The organism is Herbaspirillum sp. 3R11, assembly GCF_004563925.1.
GTDB lineage: Bacteria > Pseudomonadota > Gammaproteobacteria > Burkholderiales > Burkholderiaceae_D > Herbaspirillum.
In genome coordinates this window covers 244,121-263,966 of sequence record NZ_SPNJ01000001.1, presented here as the reverse complement: position 1 = coordinate 263,966, position 19,846 = coordinate 244,121, and the positions used below count along the sequence as shown (strand labels likewise).

The 19,846-nt window shown below is 61.6% G+C and carries 16 protein-coding genes and 1 other RNA gene; 7 read left to right on the top strand and 10 right to left on the bottom strand.

Annotated features, from left to right (window positions below; all coding sequences use genetic code 11):
* Positions 1 to 48: 48 nt before the first annotated feature.
* The 5 genes from E4P32_RS01200 to E4P32_RS01180 form a co-directional block, all read right to left on the bottom strand.
* A non-coding RNA gene (locus E4P32_RS01200) (sX9 sRNA) lies at positions 49 to 123 on the bottom strand.
* A 62-nt stretch (positions 124 to 185) separates the two neighbouring features.
* Complete coding sequence (locus E4P32_RS01195) at positions 186 to 1,043, bottom strand: M48 family metallopeptidase (RefSeq protein ID WP_233526590.1); 858 nt, start codon at positions 1,041 to 1,043, stop codon at positions 186 to 188.
* A 176-nt stretch (positions 1,044 to 1,219) separates the two neighbouring features.
* The gene (gene aroC, locus E4P32_RS01190) at positions 1,220 to 2,317 is read right to left on the bottom strand and encodes a chorismate synthase (protein ID WP_116433627.1); all 1,098 of its coding nucleotides are present in this window, start codon (positions 2,315 to 2,317) and stop codon (positions 1,220 to 1,222) included.
* Positions 2,318 to 2,369: 52 nt separating this feature from the next.
* The gene (locus tag E4P32_RS01185) at positions 2,370 to 4,256 is read right to left on the bottom strand and encodes an MFS transporter (protein WP_116433628.1); all 1,887 of its coding nucleotides are present in this window, start codon (positions 4,254 to 4,256) and stop codon (positions 2,370 to 2,372) included.
* Positions 4,257 to 4,403: 147 nt separating this feature from the next.
* Positions 4,404 to 4,853 (bottom strand): CBS domain-containing protein, encoded by a 450-nt coding sequence (locus E4P32_RS01180; protein ID WP_016833438.1) that lies wholly within the window; start codon positions 4,851 to 4,853, stop codon positions 4,404 to 4,406.
* Positions 4,854 to 5,071: 218 nt separating this feature from the next.
* On the opposite strand from E4P32_RS01180, the gene E4P32_RS01175 reads away from it, so the two are divergent.
* Positions 5,072 to 5,389, top strand: coding sequence for a DUF962 domain-containing protein (locus E4P32_RS01175; protein ID WP_116433629.1), 318 nt, complete (start codon positions 5,072 to 5,074; stop codon positions 5,387 to 5,389).
* Positions 5,390 to 5,407: 18 nt separating this feature from the next.
* Here the strand turns inward: E4P32_RS01175 and E4P32_RS01170 are convergent, their stop codons facing one another.
* Complete coding sequence (locus tag E4P32_RS01170) at positions 5,408 to 6,712, bottom strand: YihY family inner membrane protein (protein ID WP_116433630.1); 1,305 nt, start codon at positions 6,710 to 6,712, stop codon at positions 5,408 to 5,410.
* 143 nt (positions 6,713 to 6,855) lie between these two features.
* Here E4P32_RS01170 and wrbA point away from each other — a divergent pair, with 143 nt between their 5' ends.
* The 4 genes from wrbA (at position 6,856) to E4P32_RS01150 (ending at position 9,834) form a co-directional block, all read left to right on the top strand.
* Positions 6,856 to 7,467, top strand: a complete 612-nt coding sequence (gene wrbA, locus E4P32_RS01165) for an NAD(P)H:quinone oxidoreductase (protein ID WP_116433631.1) — start codon at positions 6,856 to 6,858, stop codon at positions 7,465 to 7,467.
* Positions 7,468 to 7,872 (top strand): DUF2069 domain-containing protein, encoded by a 405-nt coding sequence (locus E4P32_RS01160; RefSeq protein WP_116433632.1) that lies wholly within the window; start codon positions 7,468 to 7,470, stop codon positions 7,870 to 7,872.
* 16 nt (positions 7,873 to 7,888) lie between these two features.
* Positions 7,889 to 9,307, top strand: a complete 1,419-nt coding sequence (locus E4P32_RS01155; protein ID WP_116433959.1) for an FAD-binding oxidoreductase — start codon at positions 7,889 to 7,891, stop codon at positions 9,305 to 9,307.
* A gap of 65 nt (positions 9,308 to 9,372) precedes the next feature.
* On the top strand, positions 9,373 to 9,834 hold the full coding sequence (locus tag E4P32_RS01150; RefSeq protein ID WP_116433633.1) for a DUF4124 domain-containing protein: 462 nt from the start codon (positions 9,373 to 9,375) through the stop codon (positions 9,832 to 9,834).
* An 80-nt stretch (positions 9,835 to 9,914) separates the two neighbouring features.
* Here E4P32_RS01150 and E4P32_RS01145 read toward each other — a convergent pair whose 3' ends face one another.
* Together E4P32_RS01145 and E4P32_RS01140 are read right to left on the bottom strand one after the other, a co-directional pair.
* Positions 9,915 to 11,555 (bottom strand): methyl-accepting chemotaxis protein, encoded by a 1,641-nt coding sequence (locus E4P32_RS01145; protein ID WP_116433634.1) that lies wholly within the window; start codon positions 11,553 to 11,555, stop codon positions 9,915 to 9,917.
* 255 nt (positions 11,556 to 11,810) lie between these two features.
* A complete protein-coding gene (locus E4P32_RS01140; protein WP_116433635.1) occupies positions 11,811 to 13,898 on the bottom strand; it encodes a bifunctional diguanylate cyclase/phosphodiesterase in 2,088 nt (695 codons plus the stop codon).
* Between the two features lie 255 nt (positions 13,899 to 14,153).
* Between E4P32_RS01140 and E4P32_RS01135 the strand changes: the two genes are divergently transcribed.
* Positions 14,154 to 15,440 carry a phospholipase A gene (locus E4P32_RS01135; protein ID WP_116433636.1) on the top strand — a complete coding sequence of 429 codons (1,287 nt, stop codon included), beginning with the start codon at positions 14,154 to 14,156 and terminating at the stop codon, positions 15,438 to 15,440.
* A 57-nt stretch (positions 15,441 to 15,497) separates the two neighbouring features.
* Here E4P32_RS01135 and gorA read toward each other — a convergent pair whose 3' ends face one another.
* Complete coding sequence (gorA, locus tag E4P32_RS01130; protein WP_116433637.1) at positions 15,498 to 16,859, bottom strand: glutathione-disulfide reductase; 1,362 nt, start codon at positions 16,857 to 16,859, stop codon at positions 15,498 to 15,500.
* Between the two features lie 20 nt (positions 16,860 to 16,879).
* Entirely contained in the window at positions 16,880 to 18,484 is a 1,605-nt protein-coding gene (locus tag E4P32_RS01125; protein WP_116433638.1) for an iron ABC transporter permease, read from the bottom strand.
* Positions 18,485 to 18,682: 198 nt separating this feature from the next.
* Between E4P32_RS01125 and E4P32_RS01120 the strand changes: the two genes are divergently transcribed.
* Positions 18,683 to 19,768 (top strand): ABC transporter ATP-binding protein, encoded by a 1,086-nt coding sequence (locus E4P32_RS01120; protein ID WP_116433639.1) that lies wholly within the window; start codon positions 18,683 to 18,685, stop codon positions 19,766 to 19,768.
* Positions 19,769 to 19,846 lie beyond the last annotated feature (78 nt).

Below are 19,846 nucleotides of genomic sequence, written 5' to 3'. Positions count from 1 at the left end.
CGGCAATGTGGTTTTGGAGGCGCTCGGACAACGCTTTGCTTCGAAACCTGTTCACGATCTGTAGCGAGAGGCCATCAGCCGGTGGCGGCCGGAGCGCAGGAACCGGAGTGTGCTTGAGCACATGAGGATTCCGAGCACCGCCCGACGCCGGATCATGGCCTCGCAGTAAGATCGTGGACAGGTTTTCAGCGTGTTTTTTTAGTTTGCTCGTAGAGCGGCATCACGCGCTGCGAATACACGGTCAGGTCGCTGATCCGGTCTTCGCGTGAAGGATGCGTGGACATGAACTTCATCGGTTCGCTGCCGCCGATCTGCCCCATTTTTTGCCACAGGGAAATCGCCGCGCGCGGATCGTAACCGGCGCGGGCGGCAAGCTCCACGCCCATGCGGTCGGCTTCGGTTTCGTGGGTGCGTGAATTGGGCAGGCCGACCAGGCCCATGTAGGCGTACTGCGCGCCCTGCTGGCCGAGTTCGCCAACGCCGAGGATGGACGAACCGATGGAAATCAGCGAGCCGGTCACGGCCTGCTCGGAGGCGCGTTCGCGCGCATGTTCGCGCAAGGCGTGGGAGATTTCATGGCCCATCACGGCGGCCAGCTCGTCATCGGTGATCTTGAGTTTCTCGATCAGGCCGGTGTAGACCGCGATCTTGCCGCCGGGCATGCACCAGGCGTTGGCTTCCGGCGAGGTGATGACGTTGACTTCCCATTTCCACTTGGCGGCGTCGGGACGGAACGCCACCGTTTGCGGGATCAGCCGGTCGGCGATGGCGCGCACGCGGCGCACCTGGGCGGCGTTCTGGTTCAGCGCGCCCTTCTTCCTTTGCTCATCGAGCACTTGGGCGTATTCCTTGACGGCGGCGTTGTCGATTTCCTGCGCGGACAAGGCCATGCTTTGCGAACGGGTCACGCCGACCGCCCCGCCCTGAGTGGTCTGCACGCTTTCGCAGGCGGTCAGCGCCAGCGCGGCCGCCGCGATCAGCAGTCGCGGCAGGAATTGTTGTTGACGCAATGTTTGCAGTGTTTTGATTGCCTTGTAGCCCATGCCATCCCCCTCGTGAAAGATAAAAATACAGGGGAACAGAGGTCCGGTCAGACCGATGCTGCGGCGTGGCCGCGCATCGTTGTTGTGGACGCAATGCCTCCCTGTGCTTGCGGATCATTCGACCCGCGCACCACAACTCGGTTCTGCCTGCCGCCGGAAAATGCGGCAAATTCGATTTATTTTTGGGCGGCGATCTGCGGCGTCGTCACATGCACGTCGCCGCATTGCGCACGATGGCGCAGGGCGTGATCCATCAACACCAAGGCCAGCATGGCTTCGGCGATCGGCGTGGCGCGAATGCCGACGCAGGGATCGTGACGACCATGGGTTTCGACGTCGGTGGCGTGGCCGGCCTTGTCGATCGACGGACGCGGCGACCGGATGCTGGAGGTCGGCTTGATGGCGATCGACGCGGTGATGTCCTGGCCGGTCGAAATACCACCCAAAATGCCGCCGGCGTTGTTGCCGACGAAACCTTCCGGCGTCAGCGCGTCGCCATGTTCCGTGCCTTTTTGCGCCACCGACTTGAAGCCGGCGCCGATTTCCACGCCCTTGACGGCGTTGATGCCCATCAGGGCAAAGGCGATCTCGGCATCGAGTTTGTCGTAAATCGGCTCGCCCAGTCCGACCGGTACATTCTGCGCCACCACGTCAATGCGCGCGCCGCAGGAATCGCCGGCCTTGCGCAAGGCGTCCATGTAGTCTTCCAGTTGCGGAATGATGGTCGCGTTGGCGGCGAAGAAAGGATTTTCGCGTACGTGTTCCCAGGATTCGAACGGAATCGCGACGTCGCCGAGCTGGCTCATGCAGCCCTTGAAGGTGGTGCCGTATTTCTCGAACAGCCATTTCTTGGCCACCGCCGCCGCACCGACCACTGGCGCAGTCAGGCGCGCCGACGAACGGCCGCCGCCGCGCGGATCGCGGATACCGTACTTGTGCCAGTAGGTGTAGTCGGCATGGCCGGGACGGAAAGTATCAAGAATATTGCCGTAATCCTTGCTGCGCTGATCCTGGTTGCGGATCAGCAGCGCGATCGGCGTGCCGGTAGTTTTGCCTTCGAACACGCCGGACAGGATTTCGACCGTATCCGGCTCCTGGCGTTGGGTCACATGGCGCGAGGTGCCGGGCTTGCGACGGTCCAGTTCAGGCTGAATATCGGCTTCGGAGAGCTCCATGCCCGGCGGGCAGCCGTCAATCACGCAACCGATGGCCGGGCCATGGGATTCGCCGAAGGTGGTAACGGTAAACAGCGTGCCGAGGGTATTGCCGGACATAACGAAGCTCTGCTTTTAATGATCTGAAAGTCGAATTTTACCAGTGTGGCGCTTACTTCCACTCGCCGCGCAGTTCACTCACGCGTTGCTGCAGGTATTCCGGCGTCGCTTGCTCAGCCGGAATCGGCTCGCCTACCGCCAGCTCCAGCTTCGAAAACAAGCCACGCTTGAACGAACGATGGAAGGGATTGCCGCCACCGCGCGTGAGCATGCTGCCCCACAAGCCGCGCAGGGCCAGCGGGAAGACCTGCACCGGCGAGCGGTCGATGATTTTCTTGATGCCTCCCTTGAATTCATTGATCTCGCCGGTGCTGGTCAGCTTGCCTTCCGGGAAGATGCAGACCAGGTCGCCTTCATGCAGCGCCTGGGCAATGTCGACGTAGGCCTTTTCCATCAGCCACGGGTCTTCCTTGGCGGGCGCAATCGGAATCGCCTTGGCGGTGCGGAAGATCCACGACAGCACCGGCGTCTTGAAGATCCGGTGATCCATGACGAAGCGGATCGGCCGCGGACTGGCCGCCATGATCACGATGGCGTCGACATAGCTGACGTGGTTGCAGACCAGCACCGCCGCACCGTGCTTGGGAATCAGATCGGCGTTGACGGTGCGTACCCGGTGGATGGTGTGGATCAGCATCCACGCCAGGAAGCGCATCAGGAATTCCGGCACCAGCGAGAAGATGTAGCTCGCCACCAGCGCATTGAGGATCGCCGTGGTGAGGAATATCTGCGGAATCGTGAAGCCCGAACGCAACAGCACCATTGCCAGCAAAGCCGCCACCACCATGAACAGCGAGTTCATGATGTTCATGCCGGCGATGGTGCGCGAGACGTGTTCCGGATCGCAGCGCGTCTGGATCAGGGCGAACAGCGGCACGATGTACAAGCCGCCGAACACGCCGATCATCGCGCAATCGAACAGGATGCGCAGGCTGCCGTGCTGCGCCAGGAAGCCGCTCATGTCGACCGCCGCCGTGGCGGTATAGCTGACGCTGGCGAAGTACAGCTCGAGTCCGAACACCGACAGGCCGATCGCGCCGAACGGGACCAGACCGATTTCCACCTTGTGCCCCGAGAGGCGCTCGCACAGCAGAGAACCGATGCCGATACCCACTGAAAACACCATCAGCAGCAGCACGAACACGCTGTGGTCGCCATGCAGGTAATTCTTCGCATACAGCGGGAATTGCGCCAGCACGATGGCGCCGTAGAACCAGAACCAGGAATTGCCCAGGATCGACAGGAACACCGGACGGTTGCGGCGCGAAAAACCAAGGTTGCGCACCATTTCCGTAAACGGATTCCAGTTGATTTTCAGGTCAGGCGCCGGCGCCGGCGAATTCGGGATGCCCAGGCTGGCCAGCCAGCCGAGCACGGCAAAGCCGATCGTGATCACCGCCACCATTTCCAGCCCGAACGGCTTGTGCACCACCAACACGGCGCCGATCACTTCGCCCAGCAGAATGCCGACGAAGGTGCCCATTTCGATCACGCCGTTGCCGCCAATCAGTTCCTGCGGCTTGAGCTGCTGCGGCAAATAGGCGTATTTAACCGGTCCGAAGAGGGTCGAGTGCACGCCCATGCCGGCCACGGCCACCACCAGCAACCACAGGTGATGCGTCATCCAGCCGTAGGCGGCGATACCCATGATGGCGATTTCCAGCAGCTTGACGTAGCGCGCCAGCCGGCCTTTTTCCATCTTGTCGGCCAGCTGCCCGGCGGTCGCCGAGAACAGGAAGAACGGCAGGATGAACAAACCCGGGATCAGGTTGTTGAGCAGGCCCGTATCGATGGTGGTCCAGCTCAGCGCGTCATACGTCAGGATGGTCAGCAGCGCGGTCTTGAACACGTTGTCGTTGAGCGCGCCAAGAAACTGGGTCCAGAAGAACGGCGCGAAACGGCGTTGACCGAGCAGGGAAAACTGGCTGGATTGACTCATGGAGTAAAGAGGATGGGAGGTGGAATCGGGAGTGGATAAGCGGACAAGAACACAGGAATTCGGACAACAAAAAACCGTTCATGACGGCATGAACGGTTTCTATGGCGGGCGGCGGCTTGTACTTCGGCAGCACCGCCTGCGCGCAACTCAGCTATTCTCTTCTTCCGCCGGCCAGTCGCGGATATAAGCTTTGAGCATCTTGTTCTCGAAGCCCTGTGCGTCCAGCACGGCCTTGGCGACGTCGTAGAACGACATCACACCCAGCAGCGTCTTGGCGTCCATGACCGGCACGTAGCGCGCGTGCTTTTCAAGCATGATGCGGCGTACTTCGTTGAGGTCGGTGTCGGGCGTGACGGTAATCGGATGGTCATCCATGTGCTTGCGCACGCTGCTGGTTCCAACTGAGCCTTTGTTGTCCTGCAGCGTCTTGAGGACTTCGCGGAAGGTCAGCATGCCGACCAGCTCGCCGAATTCCATGACAACCAGGGAGCCAATGTCTTTCTCGGCCATTGCGTCTACGGCATCCGCAATCGGCGTGTCAGGGGTCACGGTGAAGAGAATGTTGCCTTTGACTTTAAGAATTTCAGAGACTTTCATGGTGTCATCCTTAAGTTATTGTAGCCATGGAGCGTCGGGCTCCTGTCCGGAATGTAGCCCATGCGAGAGCAAAAATCCACAAACAATGGCGGTATATGCATGGTACGAGGTTTGGCGACGGCCCACAATCGCAATGCGATGACGAAAATGAAATTTTTTCATTGATTCCACCAGCGCCAAGGCCTACCCTGAAATCACAAGAACACAGGGAGACCCGTATGCCGACCGTCCTGCATGTCAAATACACCAGCTTCGACGAGTTCTATCCAAGCTATCTGAGCGAACATGCGAACCGCACCTGCCGCCAACTGCATTTCGCCGGCTCGACGCTGGCGCTGCTGTGCCTGGGCATGTTGCTGCTGACGCACAGTTTCTGGTGGCTGGCGGCGGCGGTCCTGTGCGGCTATGGTTTTGCCTGGGTAGGCCATTTCCGCTTCGAGAAGAACCGCCCGGCCAGTTTTCGCCAGCCGCTGTATTCCTTCATGGGCGACTGGGTGATGTACTGGCAGCTATTGACCGGGCAACTATCGTTCTGAACACCGCCGGGCGGGAAGTCACTCAACCGCCGTCAACGTTACCGAACTGACTTCACGCAAATCCGGCGCCTGCGCGCCTTCGGAAAAATAGGACGCCAGCGTCTGGTCCAGCACCAGCGACACCGCGCTTTCCACCCGGTTGACCAGTTGCTGGTCTTCGCCGGCATGGGTGGCGCTGTCGAACACGAACAGACGATACACGTCCACCAGCTTCAGCGATTCCGGATTGATCAGCAGCGTCCAGCGGTCCAGACCGTCGGCCAGGCGCTTGTTCCAGGCGGACCGGCGTGGGGCATCGCCCTTGAGCGAACCGACCCAGCCGGCTTCGAGCATCTTTTGCAGCAAGGTCTGCAATTCTTCCAGCCCCAGTTGCGTGCGCGTGCGCAGCAAACCGGCATCCACCTTCGCCGACTCGCCATTGGCGCGTGCTTCATGCAGGATCTTGAGCACTTTCATGGCGTCGATGAATTCGCTGCCCGGGGACGCCACATGCCACCAACGCTCGTAGCGCACGATCGGCAGCGCAGCGGTCACCAACGCTCCCACCAGCGTGATCATCCACAGCATGTAAATCCACAGCAGGAAAATCGGCAAGGCCGCCACGGTGCCGTACACCATCGTGTAGGTCGGGAATTTCATGACATAGGCAGCAAACAGGCGCTTGGCGATTTCCACCCCCACACCCGCCAGCAAGCCGCCCCAGACGGCGTCGCGCCAGTCGACCCACTGGTTGGGCACGGCGACGTACAGCAGCGTGAACGCGCTGGTCGTCAGCAGCACCGAAATCAGCGTGTAAAAACTGGCGCCGATGAACGGCACGCTGGTGACCACGCCGTTGGTGGCGGAATACAGATACGAGGTCACGCTGATGGAAATCCCGATCAGCAAGGGACCGAGCGTGATAATGGCCCAGTACACCAGGATGCGCTGCAGCAAAGGACGCGACTTCTTGACCCGCCAGATCTGGTTGAACACGCGGTCGATGGTCGCCATGGTCAGCACCGACGTCAGGATCAGCGCCACGCCGCCGACCGCCGACAGGCGCGCCGACTTGGATGAGAACTGGTTCAGGTAGCCGAGGATGGTGCTGGCCACGCCCTTGGGCATCAAGCTCTGGACGAAATACGCCTCCAGCGCCGAGCGGAACGTGCTGAACAGCGGGAACGCGGTGAAGATCGCCAGCGCAATGGTCAGCAGCGGCACCAGCGACAGGATGGTGGTAAACGTCAGGCTGCCCGCCACCTGCGGCAGGCGATCGTCGCTCAGCCGCTTGGCGGCGAACCGGAACAAATCACGCAACTGGGTACGAGACAAGCCCTGCATGGGTTTCAGAAAAGTAAGCAAGAGAAAGCAATCAAAATCATGAAGAAGCTGGAGGACCGCCTCGTCATGCGCCAGGTTTCATTCTCGAAATGCGAGCATGAAACACGTAGCGATGGATAAATAAAGGCTCCTATAATACCAACATGCCGAAGACAACTAATACAACGATACTGGTCCTTTACTACTCGAGACACGGCTCCACCCGCAAACTGGCGGAATTGATCGCCCAGGGCGTGGAAAGCGTGCCGGGCTGCGATGCGCGCCTGCGCACGGTGCCCGCAGTCTCCACCGTGACCGAAGCCACCGAACCTGACGTGCCTGCCAACGGCGCGCCCTACGTCGAACTGAGCGACCTCGAGCAATGCGCCGGGCTGGCGCTCGGCTCGCCGACGCGCTTCGGCAACATGGCCGCGGCGATGAAGTATTTCTGGGACGGCACCGCACCGCAGTGGCTGTCGGGCGCACTGGCCGGCAAACCCGCCAGCGTGTTCACCGCGACCGGCAGCATGCACGGCGGCCAGGAGTCGACCTTGCTGTCGATGATGATTCCTTTGCTGCACCACGGCATGCTCATCGTCGGTCTGCCCTACACCCAGCCCGAGCTGATGAGTACCAGCACCGGTGGCTCGCCTTACGGCGCCAGCCACTGGGCCGGCGTCAACGGCAACCAGGCGATTTCCGACGATACCCGCGCGCTGGCGGTTGCCCTCGGCCGGCGCCTCGCACAGAACGCCATCAAACTGCAGGAGACTTGAATGAGCACACTGAGCACGCATCGTTTTCGCATCTTCCATCTTGGCGCCGCCGTCAGTCTGGTCGCGCTGATCATCCTCTGCGTGGCCTGGGAACTGGCGCTGGCGCCGTTGCGACCGGGCGGTTCGTGGATGGTGCTCAAGGTGATCCCGCTGCTGTTCCCCTTGCGCGGCGTCTTGAAGCGCGACGTCTACACCATGCAATGGTCGTCGATGCTGATCCTGCTCTACTTCACCGAAGGCATCGTGCGCGCCACCAGCGACCGCGTCGCCACGTCGATCACGCTCGGCTGGATCGAAGTCGCCCTCAGTTGCGTGTATTTCCTGTGCGCGGTTATGTACCTGGCCCCTTACAAGAAAGCCGCCAAGGAAATCGCCCGCCAGGCCATCCAGAAGGCTTCGCAATAACTGTTCGGACATGACCATGACCGCGGCACCACAAGATTTCCTGCAAGCCTGTCGCGACGCCATCGGCGCCGCTTACGTCGTCACCGCCGAAGCCGACACTGCGGCTTACCTGACCGACCAGCGCGGACGCTATACCGGCCGAGCGCTGGCCGTGCTGCGACCGGGCAGCACCGAAGAGGTCGCCGCCGTGGTCAGACTGTGCGCCCGATATCTGGTGCCGATCGTTCCGCAAGGCGGCAATACCGGCCTGGTGCTGGGCAGCGTGCCCGACACCAGCGGCAAGGCGGTGCTGCTGTCGTTGACGCGCCTCAATCGCATCCGCGCAGTCGACCCGGTCAACAACACCATGACGGTCGAAGCCGGCTGCATCCTGCAAAACATCCAGCAAGCCGCCGCGGCAGAGCAGCGCCTGTTCCCGCTGTCGCTGGCCGCGGAAGGCAGCTGCACCATCGGCGGCAACCTGTCGACCAACGCCGGCGGCACTGCGGTTCTGCGCTACGGCAATACGCGCGAATTGTGCCTGGGCCTGGAAGTCGTCACCGCCCAGGGCGAGATCATGAGCAGCCTGCGCGGCCTGCGCAAGGACAATACCGGCTACGACCTGCGCGACCTGTTCATCGGCGCCGAAGGCACGCTGGGCATCGTCACCGCCGCCGTCGTCAAACTGTTCCCGCAACCGAAAGCGCAAGTCACCGCGCTGGCCGCATTGCGCACGCCGGACCACGCGCTGCGCCTGCTGAGCCTGGCGCAAGCGCATTGCGGCGCGGCGCTGACCGGATTCGAGCTGATGTCGGATTTTTGCATGCAGCTGGTTGCCAAACACTTCCCGCCGCATCGCGCGCCGTTCGAGCGTCTCCATCCGCAGTACGTATTGCTGGAATTGTCGGACAGCGAATCCGAAGCGCATGCCTCGGAAATGTTCGAAGCAGTGATCGGCCTAGCGCTGGAGCAGGAACTGATCGACGACGCCGTCATCGCTACCTCGATCGCGCAATCGAAAGCGCTGTGGCAGTTGCGCGAGCACATCTCAATGGCGCAGGCGCACGAAGGCAAGAACATCAAGCACGACATCTCGGTGCCGATCTCGCGCATCGGCGAATTCATCCGCGTCACCGACGCGCTGGTGCAGCAGACCTCGCCCGGCTGCCGCATGGTCACTTTCGGCCATCTCGGCGACGGCAACCTGCACTACAACGTCTCGCCGCCGCCCGGCGTCAAGGACACCGACTTCATTCTCGAACAACCGGCCATCAACCGGACCGTACATGACAGCGTCGACAAATTCGGCGGCTCGATCTCGGCCGAACACGGACTCGGCGCACTCAAACGTGAAGAAATCCGGCGTTATAAATCGCCGGTAGAACTCCGGCTCATGCATGCCATCAAACAGGCGCTGGATCCTCACGGATTGATGAATCCCGGCAAAGTGCTCTGATCGCAGCCGACGGCGGCGGTCGGCTCCCCCGACAACACATTTCTCCGCCGCCAGGAGTTTCACCCATGCTTTCCGTCCGCCCGCCACTGCTCGCGCTGCCCTTGCTGCTGTCCTTGCTGCTATGTTCCCTGCCCGCCTGGGCCGTCTACAAATGCGACAGTGACGGCAAAGTCACCTACAGCGATGCCGCCTGCGCGAACGGCAAGACCGTCGCCATCGATGATGCACGCGGCGTGAAAAGTCCCGTACCGGCTACCTCTGCCAAAGACAAGGCCGTCCAGCAGCGCCTCGACAAAAGTCGCGCAGCGGAAGACAAGCAGCTGAACCGGCAACGCGAAAAACAGGAGCGTGCAGAAGCGCGCGCCAAACTGGTCGCCGAAAAGCAAAAGAGGAAGTGTGCCCAACTTGCACAGCGCAAGTCCTGGGCCGAAGAGGACCTGCGCAATGCGCCGGCCAAGGCGATGGAAAAAGCACGGCGCAAGAGCCAGCGCGCGGCTGAAAATTACCGAGCAGAATGCTCGACCTGAACTGACCTGATCGAATCCAGGAATTTCAGCGCAAAAAAAAGCCGTCGCCGGTGAAGGCGACGGCTGCTCCCCTCCCCCGATTACCCCAGACGCGGCGCCGGATTGATATCAACCGTGCGTCGCGAAGTCTTTGCTGCAGGCGCTGCCAGGCCTGCGGTGTTGCCAATATTGCCAATGTTGAATACGCTGACCAGTTCCGCCAGCTTGCCGGCCTGTTCCTGCAGTGATTGTGCGGCGGCGGCGGCTTCCTCCACCAGTGCGGCATTCTGCTGTGTGCTCTCGTCCATTTGTGCAATCGCGCGGTTGACCTCTTCGATGCCGGTGCTTTGCTCCTGGCTGGCCGAACTGATTTCGCCGACGATGTCGGTGACGCGCTTGACGCTGGAGACCACTTCTTCCATGGTTGATCCGGCCTGCCCCACCAGCTTGCTGCCGACGTCGACCTTGGAGACCGAATCATCGATCAGCGTCTTGATCTCTTTCGCCGCAGCGGAAGAGCGCTGTGCGAGGCTGCGCACTTCCGACGCCACCACCGCAAAACCACGCCCTTGCTCACCGGCGCGTGCCGCTTCCACCGCCGCATTCAGGGCGAGGATATTGGTTTGGAAAGCGATGCCGTCGATCACGCTGATGATGTCGACGATCTTCTTGGACGAATCATTGATCGCGCTCATCGTGTTGATCACCTGCCCCACCACGCTGCCGCCCTGGATCGCCACTTCGGACGCCGACACGGCCAGTTGATTGGCCTGACGCGCGTTGTCGGCATTCTGCTTGACGGTCGAGGTCAGTTGTTCCATCGCCGACGCGGTCTCTTCCAGGGAGCCGGCCTGCTGTTCGGTACGATTCGACAAATCGAGATTGCCGCTGGCAATCTGGCTCGACGCCGTGGCGATGGTGTCGGTGCCGACGCGCACGTTGCCGACAATATTGCGCAGGCTGACATTCATGTCCTTGAGCGCCTGCAGCAACTGGCCGGCTTCATCTTTGGTGGTCACGGTGATCTCTACCGACAGGTCGCCTTCGGCAACGCGGCGTGAAATGTCGACGGCGGTGTTCAGCGGTCGCGTGATGCCGGTCGTCAGATACCAGGCGCAGGTGATGCCCAATGCCAGCGCCAGCACTTCCAGCACGATCAGCAGGTTGGCGCTTTGCGTGGCGATTTCGGCCACATGCTGATTGAGTTGATCGATGGTCTTGCGCTGAAGTGCAAGCAGGTTTTCCACTTCCGTCGAATAATTCTTCGCCGCCGGCAGGAAGTCCTTTTCCAGCGCTGCGGCGATCGCGGCCGGATCAGCGCCAGGCTCGTTCTTGGCTTTATAAATGGTGTCGCGGGTCGACAGGTAGACCTTGCGCAGCGCCATGATTTTGTCGTACAGCTGCTTTTCTTCATCGCTGGCGATCAGCTCGGCAATCTTCTTTTGCAGATCACCGGAAATACGCGTGGCTTCGTCGCTTTCCGGCTTGAAGAACGCCGACAGGCTCGGATCCGAACTCTTGGCCACGGCAATCGTGCGACGGATGCCGGCAAACGTGTGGCGATACCAGTCGCCGATCATGCGTTCCTTGGCCAGCGGCACATCCATCATGGCTTGCGTCGCGTTAGCCACGCTTTGCAGACGCCAGACGCCAATCACGGCAACCAGAACGGACAATGCCAGGATGATCGCGAAGCCCAGTCCGAGGCGCTTGCCGATTTTCATATTTCCAATCACGTTCATGTTTCCCCCCTGCCATTCAAGTCAGGTAAATGTTGATTTTCCTACATGGCTCAGGCGGCCACATACTCTCCATAATGCTCCGGGAGGAAAACCTTGAATGCGCGGAACAGCGTGTGACTGTCACGTCTGTTCATGGCTTGCGGGGCTTGTGTTGGCGAAGGGCAATACGAGAATCGGCACCGCTTGGCGCGCCATCTATTGCAGCCAGGGAAGATCCCGCCGAGTGGAAGAACACATCGGCGGGGTCGAGGAAAGTCAGGACGCCTGCGCGGCGTTTTTCTGCAGGTTGGAAGTCGCCTCAATGAATTTGTCGGGCGGCATCGGGCGGCCCATGAGGTAACCCTGCAAGGCGTCGCAACCGACCGAGGTCAGGAAATTCTGCTGCTTGGTGGTTTCCACGCCTTCGGCGACGATGCGCAGATTGAGCGTACGGCCCAGCGCCACGATGGCCGAAATGATGGCCGCGTCGTCGTTGCCGTCGCTGAGGTCGCGCACGAAGCCGCGATCGATCTTCAGTTCATTGGCGGGCAGGCGCTTCAGATACAGCAGGCTCGAATAGCCGGTGCCGAAATCGTCGATCGAAATATCCACACCGAGGTCGGCGATCTGCTGCAGCGTCTTGAGGCTGCTTTCAGCATCGTGCATGGCGGTGGACTCAGTAACTTCCAGCGTCAGGCAGCGCGCCGGCAAGCTATGGCGCGCCAGCGTGTCCTTGACCAGCTCGATCAGGTCGGTCTGCGCGAACTGCAGAGCGGACAGGTTGACGGCGATCTTCCAGTCTTCGTGACCGATGTCGAACCAGACCTTCATCTGGCGGCAGGCCTCGTCAAGCACCCATGCGCCGATCGGCACGATCAGCCCGGAACGTTCGGCCAGGCCGATGAACTCATCCGGCCCCACCAGTCCGTGTACCGGATGCTGCCAGCGCAACAAGGCTTCAGCGCCCAACACCGGGCCGTTCGGCGAGTTGTACTTGGGCTGGTAATGCAGGATGAATTCCTTGCGCTCCAGCGCCAGGCGCAGGTCTTGCAGCCATTGCAACTGATTGTGCGCGTTGACGTTCATCGACGCTTCAAAGAAATGGTAGCCGTTACGGCCGCTGCGCTTGGTGTGGTACATGGCGGCGTCGGCGTTGATCACCAGGTCGTGGCGGCTGCTGCCGTCTTCCGGATAGATCGCGATGCCGATACTGGCCGAGACGCGCAGCTCGTGCTTTTCGATATTGAAAGGCTCGTTGATGATCTTGACCAGCTTGTCGGCGACGGTCACAGCATCGTCCGGTTCCTTCAGGTCAACCAGCATCACGAACTCGTCGCCACCCAGCCGCGCCACCGTATCCTGCGCGCGCATGACCGAGCGGACGCGTTGCGCCACTTCCACCAGCATCAGGTCGCCGACATGATGGCCGAGCGAATCGTTGATCGCCTTGAAACCGTCGAGGTCGCAAAACATCAGTGCAAAATGCCCCTGCTCGCGCGCCGCCTTGGCGATGGCCTGGTTGAGGCGATCGTCCAGCAACGTGCGGTTGGGCAGCTTGGTCAGGTTGTCGTGCAAGACCAGCTGCGTGAGTTCTTCATTGGCTTCGGCTAGCGAACGCGCCAGCTTGGCGGTGCGCGACTCCAGCCGCGCATCCAGCAGCGACGTCAGCAAGGCGATCGTCAGCACCGCCAGCGTCACGACAATGATCAGGATCGCCAGCCAGCCCGGGCTGACGCCGTCTCGCACGGCGAGACAGAAGCTGCCTTCGGGGAAATTCGCTGCCGCCATGCCGGTGTAATGCATGCCGACGATGGCCACACCCATCACCACGGCCGCGCCGGCGCGCGCGAACTTCACGTGCGGCGTATTGCGGCGCAGGCGGAAGGCTATCCACAAAGCTGCGCCCGAGGCACCGATGGCCACGGCCACAGACGCCGCAAAAAGCAAGGGATCGTAGCGGATGCCGGGCGTCATCAGCATGGCCGCCATGCCCGTGTAATGCATCGCGGCAATACCGATACCCATGGCCAGCGCGCTGTTGATCAGGCGGCGCATTGGCAGCTCCGGGCGGCTGACGATCCACAGCGCGAAGCCCGAGACGCCGACCGCGATCAGCAGCGACAGGGAGGTAATCCAAGGGTCGTAGCCCAAATCAATGGGCAAACGGAATGCGAGCATGCCGACAAAGTGCATCGACCAGATACCGATACCCATCGCGACGGCCCCGCCGAACAACCAGGAACGACCGGCATATTCTTGGGTCGCGTTGATCCGCTCCGTCATGTCCAATGCAGTATAGGAGGCGAGCACCGCCACCAGCAGGGATATGACAACGAGCAAACTATCGTAGGAAGCGGATAACATGATGTGTAAATATGAAACTAATAATCAACATTTTTTAGGCATTTAGCCCATTATCCCGCAAAAAGACATATCGAAGTCTGACGAAGTCTGAAATCAGGCCGCTTTACATTCTTAAGCGTATGAAACGTCGGATCGAAGCAACTTTACGCCCGGAAACCAATCCATAGGGCTGATGCACCATTCCCGACAATTGATAAATCGATAAAAAACACGATAATGCGCCCTTCGCCTACAACAGCAAAAAATCCAGGCCTCATGCTCTTCACTCCTCACCCGCAAGCTCAACGTCCCTTAGCCCCCAAGCGCCTGATCCAGACGCTGGCCGCCATCGGCGCGCTGTCATTCATGCATGGCGCCAGCGCCGGCATTTCGCTGCTGCAGCCGCCCAAGCTGGTCGACGGCAACAAGCCGTTCACCCTGACCTTGCTGGTCACCGAAGACGATCACGACAGCCAGGCTTACACCATCCCGGACAATCTGGTGGTGGCGGCTTCGGCCGACATGACGCCGCCGGTGCAGCTGCGCATGGAGCGCGAAGCCGGCGGGCCCGGAGAAATCACGCTCAAGCGCGGCGAATTCCGCAAGATCTCCTACAGCGCCACCCTGCCCGACTACCTGCGCGGCGTGGTGCGCATCGAGACCGTGGGTGTGGATGCCTCACCGGTGCTGGTGGCTGTGATTCGCCCGAAGGACGGCAAGATGCCGGTGCCGTCGGCGGAAGGCATCGCGCTGGCCGGCGCGGCCACACCATCCGCCTCGGTGATCACACCGGGTTCCAGCGCCAGTCCGATCGGCATTGCGCCGGCCGCGCTCGACCTGATCAATATCCCGCGCCTGTCGTTCCATGAGCCGATGTATTTCGCGGCCGGCAACAGCGGCGGCAACCGCAACGCCAAGTTCCAGCTCAGCTTCAAGTTCCGCATCTTCCAGCCGGAAGACATGCGCTCGCGCGGCCTGATCGACAACCTGTATTTCGGCTATACCCAATATTCGCTGTGGGATCTGCAAAGCCCGTCGGCGCCGTTCCGCGACACCAGTTACCGGCCGAGCCTGTTCTATTACCTGCCGGATCTCGGCATCCACAACAGCATCCTGAGTCGCATGGCAGTTTCAACCGGTCTGGAGCATGAGTCGAACGGCCGCGACGGCGCGCAATCGCGCGGCATCAACACCTTCTTCGTCGAACCGACCTTCACGTTCGGCAACCTCAACGACTACCAGTTGCGCGTTTCGCCCAAGGTCTACACCTACCTTGGCCCGAGCTCCGACAACCCCGACATCGGCCAGTACCGCGGCCATGCGGATCTGAAGCTGGCAGTGGGCAAGCCGGACGGCGTGGAGTTTTCGACCACCTTGCGCAAGGGTACCCGCAGCAGTTCGGGCAGCGCCGACTCGACGCTGTCCTACCCGCTGGCGAAGCTGGTGCCGGGCATGGCCGGTTATTTGATGGCGAGCTATTTCTATGGTTACGGCGAGAGTCTGCTGACTTACAACCAGAAATCGACGCCGCAGTTCCGTATCGGCTACGCGCTCTGGCGCTAGGTCAGGACTGACGACACTCTCGCCGGAGCGTTCTCCGGCGAGAGTTGTCCGGCATGCCTATGCCACCGGCGTACGCATCGTGACGAACTCTTCCGCCGAGGTCGGATGAATGCCGATGGTGGCGTCGAACTGGGCCTTGGTGGCGCCACATTGCAAGGCCACCGCAAAGCCCTGGACGATCTCGCCGGCATCGGCGCCGACCATGTGCACGCCCAGCACGCGATCACTTTTTGCGTCGACCACCAGCTTCATGAAGGTGCGTTCGGTGTTGCCGCTCAAGGTGTGCTTGAGCGCCTTGAATTCCGATTTGAAGATGCGCACTTCGCCGACTTTCTTGCGCGCGTCTTCCTCGCTCAGGCCGACCGTGCCGACGTTCGGATGGCTGAACACCGCCGTCGGAATATTCTCGTAAGACATTTCCCGGCCGCCTTGGTTGAACAGGCGAGCGGCCACCACCATGCCTTCGGCCAGCGCCACCGGCGTCAGTGCGACGCGATCGATGACGTCGCCGATCGCATGGATCGACGGCACTCCCGAGACGAAATGATCGTCGACCTTGACTGCGCCCTTGTCGGTCAGCGCGACGCCGGCCTTCTCCAGTCCCAGCCCCGCCGTGTTGGCATGACGACCAGTGGCGAACAGCACGCAATCGGCGTCGATGGTCTTGCCGTCGCTGAGCTTGACGCGCTTGCCGTCGCCGGCCGACTTGATGGCTTCGATGGCTTCGATATTGTTTTCGAACAGGATGGTCATGCCCTTCTTGCGCATTTCTTCCGCCAGGAACACGCCGAGTTCGCTGTCCATGCCGCGCAGCAGGTGCTTGCCGCGATACACCAGCGTCACTTCGCTGCCGAGGCCATTGAGGATCGATGCCAGCTCCACCGCGATATAGCCGCCGCCTAGCACCACGCTGCGTTTTGGCAAGGCGGTCAGATGGAAGAAGTCATCCGACACGATGCCCAGTTCCTTGCCTGGAATCTCCGGCACCGTCGGATGCCCGCCGGTAGCCACCAGGATGTGTGCGGCGGTGTAGCGCTTGCCATTGACGCTGACGGTGTGCGCGTCTTCTACCGTCGCATAGCCTTCGACGACGTCGACCTTGGCGCCGTCGAGGATCTTGCGGTAGATGCCGTTGAGACGCGCGATCTCCTTGTTTTTGGCGGCGATCAGCGCGGCCCAGTCGAAACTGGTCTCGCCCACGGTCCAGCCGAAGCCGGCGGCGTCGGCGAAATCTTCATGGAAGTGCGCGCTGTAGGACATCAGTTTTTTCGGGATGCAGCCGACATTGACGCAGGTGCCGCCCAGATCCTTGCTCTCGGCAATCGCTACGCGCGCGCCGTATTGTGAAGCAAACCGGCTGGCGCGTACGCCGCCGGAACCGCCGCCGATGGTGAACAGGTCGTAATCATATTGGCTCATTTTTTTCCTCTATCGTTTGTTCAGTATCTGCGCAGGGCCCGCGTCACGAGCATCACCGGGATCAAGCCGACCAGCACGATGCTCAGCGCCGGCAACGCGGCCTCGCCGAGACGTTCGTCGCGCGCCAGATTATGGGCGATCACGGCCAGGGTATCGGTATTGAAGGGACGCAACAGCAGCGTCGCCGGCAATTCTTTCACCACGTCAACGAATACCATCAATGCTCCCGTCGCCAGCGAGCGCCACAACAACGGCATGTGCAGCTTGTGCACAATGCGGCTGCGCGAAGCGCCCATGGTGCGCGCGGCTTCGTCCAGGCTTGCCGGGATGCGGGTGTAACCGGCTTCCACCGACTGCATCGCCACGGCCGTAAAGCGTACCAGATACGCATAGATCACGCCGAGCGCGGTCGCCGTCAGCCAGACGCCCGCGCCGCTGCCGGGGAACGTCGCCTGCAGCCAGGCAACCGGCAGCAAAATACCGATCGCAATCACCGAACCGGGAATGGCGTATCCCATGGCAGCCAGGCGTGCTACGAGGCGCAAGAACGTCGACTGGAAACGCGGCAAGCCACCGGCGCGCTGGGCAAAACCCAGGGCCAGCGCCAGCACCACCGCAATCGCCGCCGCCAGGCCGCCGAAGCGGAAGCTGTTCCAGGTCCAGCCGGCGTAGCGCGCCAGATTGGTCGCCATCGACAATTCGCTCTCGCGCCACATCAATTGCAACAGGATCAGCACCGGGAGCACGAAGCCCAGCAGCACCGGCGTCGCGCACACCAGCCAGGCTAGTGCTTCGCGCGCGCCGCGCAACACCGGCAGGCGCGCTTCGGCGCCGTTGGCGCGATTTCCCCGCACCGTGGCAAAACGCATGCGCCCCTGCTCGCGACGCTCCAGCCACAACAGCACGGCGACGAACAGCAGCAGCAAGGACGCGTACTGGGCCGCCGCGATGCGATCGTCCATCACCATCCAGGCCTTGTAGATGCCGGTGGTGAACGTGGTCAAACCGAAATAGGCGCTGACGCCGTAATCGGCCAACGTCTCCATCAGGGCCAGCGCCGCGCCCGCCATCAGCGCCGGACGCGCCAACGGCAAGGCCACACGACGGATACGCGCGCTCAACGGTGTGCCAAGCAGGCGCGCAGCCTCCATCAGATGCACGCCGCGTTCGCCGAGCGCATTGCGCGCCAGCAGGTAGGCGTATGGATACAAGGTAAAGATGAACAGGAAGATCGCCCCCGCCAGGCTGCGCACGTCGAAACGGAATCCCGGCCACAGCGCGCGCAGGCTGGTCTGCACTGCGCCGCCGTATTGCAGGAAGTCGGTGTACGCATACGCGCACACATAGGCCGGCATCGCCATCGGCAGCAGCAGCGCCCAGGCAAAGAAACGCTTGCCGCGAAATTCGAACAAGCCGATCGTCACCGCCGTGGCCGCGCCGATCGCAATCACGCCCAGCGTGACGAACAGGGCCAGCCATGCGGAGGTCACCAGGTAGCCCGGCAACACCGTCTGCATCTGCTGATGCAAGGCGTCGATGGCGGCTGCGTCGAGCTGCAGCCACGCGCCGGCGATGCCGAGGATGGGCAGCGAAATCAGGAAGGCAATCAGGCCGATGAGATACATGAATTGGAGATGAAAAACTGGTCGGGATTGCGCAGCGCATCGATACTGATGCGCTACACTTCGCTTATTGAAAACGGATGGAAATCATTCGCTGCATGATACGTTCCAGCGACAGGCATTGTAGCCGCAGGCAATGCCCTCCGCCGATTTTCCACGGACATACAAAGCCATCCAACAGCGCTGCAAAAAAGGACCGCCATGTTTCTGCAAGTCGATGAAGTCAGCATCAGTTATCCACGCGCCGTGGCGCCGGCGGTGCAAGCGGTATCGTTCGCGCTGCAGCCCGGTGAACTGGGCGCGCTGATCGGTCCTTCCGGCAGCGGCAAGACTACCCTGTTGCGCGCCATCGCCGGACTCGAACAGCCGCAAGCCGGCAGCATCCTGCTCGACGGCCAATTGCTGGACGGCCCCGGCGTGCGCATCGCCGCCGAGCAACGCCGCATCGGCATGGTGTTCCAGGACTTCGCGCTGTTTCCTCACCTGGACATCGAAGCCAACATCGGCTTCGGCTTGCATAGCAGTCATGGCGACAAGCAACAACGTCGGCGGCGCGTGCAGGACATGCTGGAACTGGTCGGCCTGGGCGGCATGCAAAGCAAATTCCCTCACCAGCTGTCCGGCGGCCAACAGCAGCGCGTTGCCCTGGCGCGCGCGCTCGCTCCACAGCCGCGGCTGTTGCTGCTGGACGAGCCGTTCTCCAGCCTCGACGTCGAACTGCGCGAACGCCTGGCCGAAGAAGTGCGCCGCATCCTCAAGCAAGCCGGCATCACCGCGCTGATGGTGACGCACGACCAGATGGAAGCATTCGCCGTCGGCGACGTGGTCGGCGTCATGCAGCAGAGCCGTCTCGAACAATGGGACCAGCCCTACGCGCTGTATCACCGCCCCGCCACGCGCTTCGTCGCCGACTTCATCGGCCACGGCATGTTCGTACCGGGTGCACTGGTGGGCGCGGCCGGCGACATGGCGATGGAAACGCCGCTGGGCCGATTGCACGATGTTTCGCGCATCATGGAAACACTGCAATCCGATGCGACGCCGGGTGAGTCGTTCGATGTACTGCTGCGTTCCGACGACATCGTGCACGACGACCTGTCGCCATTCAAGGCGCGCATCGTGCGCAAGTCTTTCCGCGGCGCCGACTTCCTCTATACGCTGCAACTCGACGACGGCCTGGAGTTGCTGTCGCTGGTGCCTTCGCATCACGACCACGCCATCGGCGAATCGATCGGGATCCGGCTTGACGTCAATCACGTGGTGGCTTTTCCGCGCGCTGCCGGTTGAAGCAGATGCCTGCCCGTAGGCCGGCGCCTTTCCCCTTTCCTACCTCGCTATCGTTAAAAAAGCACCGGAGGCCGTGGC